The sequence below is a fragment of the Streptomyces sp. NPDC029044 genome, assembly GCF_040637495.1.
Taxonomy (GTDB): Bacteria; Actinomycetota; Actinomycetes; order Streptomycetales; family Streptomycetaceae; genus Streptomyces.
Map to the genome: position 1 here is coordinate 1 of NZ_JBEZWN010000137.1, position 4,466 is coordinate 4,466.

The 4,466-nt window shown below is 69.7% G+C and carries 1 protein-coding gene and 1 pseudogene; both read left to right on the forward strand.

Features of this window, described 5'->3' with window-relative positions; genetic code table 11:
• The first annotated feature begins 6 nt into the window (after positions 1-6).
• Positions 7-3,408, forward strand: coding sequence for a LamG-like jellyroll fold domain-containing protein (locus AB0E85_RS39660; RefSeq protein WP_361937619.1), 3,402 nt, complete (start codon positions 7-9; stop codon positions 3,406-3,408).
• Positions 3,409-3,651: 243 nt separating this feature from the next.
• Positions 3,652-4,466 (forward strand): annotated as a pseudogene (locus AB0E85_RS39665) (RHS repeat-associated core domain-containing protein); the annotation flags it as partial.

A 4,466-nucleotide genomic window follows, 5' to 3' on the forward strand; every position in this document is an offset into this window, starting at 1 on the left:
GAGCACATGGCCCGGATCTCCAAGGTGAGCGTGGAGGAGGCCATCCAGCGCATCCACGCCGCCGGCCTCGACTCCTTCGCGGGCGCCGGCGCCGATCTGATCAAGCTCGGCAACGAGCGGGGCAGCATCCGCCTCGGCTGGTCCGGGACGCTGCCGGAGCCGAAGCTCGACGGCGCGAAGGCGACCTACCCCGAGGTCTTCGAGGGGGTGGACCTGGAGCTGACGGCCACCGCCGAGGGCTACCGCGAGGTGCTCGTAGTCAAGTCCGCGGAGGCTGCAGCCAATCCGGCGCTCGAGCACATCAAGCTGACCGCTATGGCCGCTGATCTGGACCTGGTGGCGGGGGCGGGTGGCGGTCTGCGCGCCCTCGACCAGGACGGCAACACCGTATTCCGCGGGCCGGCCGGCCAGATGTGGGACTCCGCCGGCCAGGAGGGGGGCCCGAGCACGCAGTTGATGTCCGCCGCAACGACCGAACCGGCCCCTGACGCCCCGGCCGAGAAGGGCACCCAGCCCGGCGCCGGCGACACCAGCGCCGTAATGCCGGTGCATGTCGACGACCGGACGGTGTCCGTAAAACCGGACCTCGGCCTGCTGCGCGGTGAAGAAACGGTTTACCCCGTGTACATCGACCCCTCGGTCGGACTCGGGAGGTCGGAGCGGACCGTGCTGTCCTCCGACGGCGACAAGTTCTGGCAGTTCAACGGCGACTACGGCGTCGGCCGGTGCAGCGTGTCCGGGCCGTACTACTGCGGCAACAACTACACGAACCGCATGCTCTTCGAGTTCTCGCCGTCGAAGCTGGCGGGCAAGTACGTCCTCGACGCCACGTTCCGCGCGTACGAGACCTGGTCGTTCTCCTGTGAGCCCAAGTGGGTGGACCTGGAGCGCACCGACAACATCTCCGAGGGGACCCGCTGGCCGGGCCCGGCCCAGCTCGACCAAATGGGCGACCGGCATGTGTCGGCCGGGCGTGGCGGCAACTGCACTCCCGACCAGCCTGATGCCTGGGTCGAGTTCAACGACAACCCGGAGGAGTCGGACGAGAACCTGGCCTCGACCGTGCGCAAGTTCGCCGACGGCAAGATCCACCGGCTCACCTTCATGTTGCGCGCCAAGGACGAGGGCGATCCCTCGGCGTGGAAGCGGTTCGACGACAACGCCGAGCTCAAGGTCAACTACGCCTACAAGCCGGGCGTGCCTACCGACGTCGGTGTCATTCCGGGCGACGGCTCCACCGCCTACTGCAAGACGTCCTCCTCCGACCCGCTGATCGTCACTCGGATCGACCCGATGGTGCAGGCCCGGGTGCAGACCCAGGTCGAGCACAGCGCGGGTGACGAAGAGGGCTCGCTGCAGGTCGAGTACATCGTCGAGCGCGGTGACGACGCAGCCTGGCACCAGGTGTGGTCGGACTACCGGCCGGACTCCGGCTGGGACCCGGACGGCACCCTGGAGAAGATGCGCACGACCAACCGTGCGGACGGCGGCCTGTACCGGCTCAAGGCGCGCACGCAGTCACACTGGTCGTACGGCGGCAAGTCGGGTGACCTGTTCTCGTCCTACTCCAAGTGGTGCTACTTCAAGATCGACTCGACGGCACCCAAGGCCCCGGTGATCACCACGGGCAGCCCGTACACCGCGTGCACCACAAATCTGTGCGAGGGCAAGGGCGGCCCGGGGGTCCCCGGCAGCTTCACCTTCAAGCCCAACGCAGCCGACAAGGACATCGCCGGCTACCGCTGGCGGCTGCTGACCACCACCGCCAAGGAGACCAAGACGGTCAGTGGCTCCACGGTCACCGTGACGAACGTGACGCCGTCGCTGTCCGGTACCCAGGTGCTGTCGGTGGAGGCCAAGGACGTACGCAGTCGCTGGGGCGCTCCCGCCGAGTTCACCTTCAAGGTCGCCCCCGCCTCCGGGCCCTCCGGCACCTGGCACTTCGACGACGGCTCCCCGGACTCCGGTGTGACGGTCGCCAAGGACACCGCCACCGAGGGCACCCGGCACGACGCCACGCTCCACACTGCCGGTGCGGGCTGGTCGACGCTGGCCCGGCGCGGTGACGCGGACTACTCGCTGTGGATGGACAGCACCGTTCCCGAGAACCAGAAGGCGTACGCAGCCACGGCCACGCCGGCCGTGAACACGAAGGACTCCTTCACCGTCTCGGCGTGGGCCTATCTGACGGACGCCTCGCAGAACCGTGTGGTGCTCGCGGCCCCGGGGACCGACGCCTCGGCGTTCACCCTTTATTACTCCGCCGCGTACAAGAAGTGGGTGTTCAACCGGACCGCCGCTGACGTCACGGAAGGCCAGACCTATCTGCGCTCGCTCTCCGACACCGGTGCGCCGCCGGTGAAGGTGTGGACGCACTTGGCGGGTGTCTTCGATACCCAGGGCGACACGGACAAGACCAACGACACCATCCAGTTGTTCGTCAACGGCCGGCCGCAGGGCAAGCCGGTGGTGCTCACCTCGCTGTCGACCGCGTACACGCCGTGGGTGTCCTCCGGCGGCATGCAGTTCGGCCGCTCGCTGGTGGGCGGCACCTACGGGGAGAACTTCCGCGGGCGTCTCGACGAGGTGTCCGTGTGGCAGCGGGCGCTGACCGCGGACGAGGTCACCGAGCAGGCACAGCTGTCGGAGAACGGCGTCCCCCTGCACGAGCTGGTGGCTCACTGGGATGCGGCGGCCTCCACGGGCACCGAGCTCAAGGAGCTGACCTCGTATCCTGCCGGTCCGATGAAGCTGTCGGCCTCGGGCGCGGTTCTCGACGCGGACAACGACGCCCTGGTCCTGAATGGCACGGCCGGCTATGCCTCGGCGACCGGACCGGTCACCGACGAGTCCGGATCCTTCACCGCCACCGCGCGAGTGCGGCTCGACTCCGTGAAGCTCGCGGCCAAGCCCGTCGGCTACCAGGCTCAAGTGGCCGGGCAGCAGGCGAGCGGCGGTGAGTCCTCGTGGGCGCTGTGGGTCGTGAAGCCCGCTGACGATGTCTACCAGTGGAAGTTCACCCGCACCGCGCTCGGCACGGACGGCAAGGTCACCCAGAGTGCTGAGGTGCCCGGCGGTGACATCGCCGAGGTCGACACCTGGGTGCAGGTCACCGGCGTCTTCGACGCGCAGGAGGCCTGGGAGTGGACCGACCCGGACGACGGGCCGAGCGAGACCAAGTACGGCAGGCTCCACCTGTACGTGGGCGAGTTCGACCAGCCCGCGGAGGGTGACTCAGGGTTCACCGCACCTCAGCAGGGCATCGGCGCGATCAGCGCGGGTCGCGGCAGCAAGGGCGGCAGCACGGGGCACTACCTGCCCGGCTCCCTGGAGGAAGTGCGCGTCTGGACGGGTGCGATGAGCGCCGACCAGGTCAGCTCACAGGTCCTCGGCACGAACCTGCTCTGACGCTTCTGCCCCTACCGGGTCCGGGAGGTACTGCCCGGGCCCGGTGGGGCCACACCCGCCGACGGCCCTGTGCACATTTTCGTCGCGGGTCGTCCTCCCCCACACCGCCCCGTCCCCCGCCGCGCGGGGGCGCAGCGCGCCCGGCTTCCGGCCGGGGGCAGAGAGAACACCCACATGAACCCCTTGGGGAAATACCGGCTGCCTAGAAGCAGCCGGCCGGCAGCGGCCGGAACCGTCCGCTGGATGCCCGGCCTCGCGCTGGGCATGGGCCTGGCCATGCTGCCGGGCCTGCTGTCACCCGTCGCGTTCGCAGCAGATCGGGACGACCCGCTTGGTCGTCCGACGCTGAAGAAGGCGCGCTCGGCCGACGTGTCGCCGCTGACGGCGAAGGCGAACCGCAAGGCCACTCGTACGGTGGCCGAGGGCGAGGCCGCCGACGCGGCCGCCGCCCGGCGTGCCCGCACCGACCAGAACCGGTCGGTGACCTGGCCCGGCAAGGGCACCGCACAGCTGACCCTGCCCGACAAGGGTGCGGCAAAGGCGAAGCCGGGCTCGCTGCCGCTCACGCTAGGGCCGGCCTCCGGCAAGAAGCGCACGGCCGACTCGGTCCAGGTCAACGTCTTGGATCAGAAGGCGGCCAGGGCCCTGGGCGTCAAGGGCGTCGTCCTGACCGTCACCGGCCCGAAGACCGGCGGGCGGGCCGAACTCGGCGTCGACTACTCGGCGTTCGCCTCGGCGTACGGGGCCGACTGGGCTGGCCGGCTGCAAATGCAGCGGCTGCCCGGCTGTGCGTTGAGCGACCCCTCGAAGGCCAAGTGCCGTACCCGGCTTCCGCTCGAATCTACGAACAAGCGGGGCGCCGACGAGCTGAGCGCACCGCTGGCTTTCGCACCTGCGGCCCGCTCCGCGAGCACCGGTTCGACGATGGTTCTCGCGCTCGCGGCCGGATCACAGTCCGGCGCCGGTGATCTAGGGGCGACTCCGCTCGCGGCGTCCTCGACCTGGGAGGCGGGCGGTTCGTCCGGCACGTTCACCTGGTCGTATCCGCTGCGCACCCC

What these genes read in the sequence shown, in the direction of transcription:
- AB0E85_RS39660 (WP_361937619.1), top strand. Translation starts at nt 7, where the DNA reads ATGGCCCGGATCTCCAAGGTGAGCGTGGAGGAGGCCATCCAGCGCATC.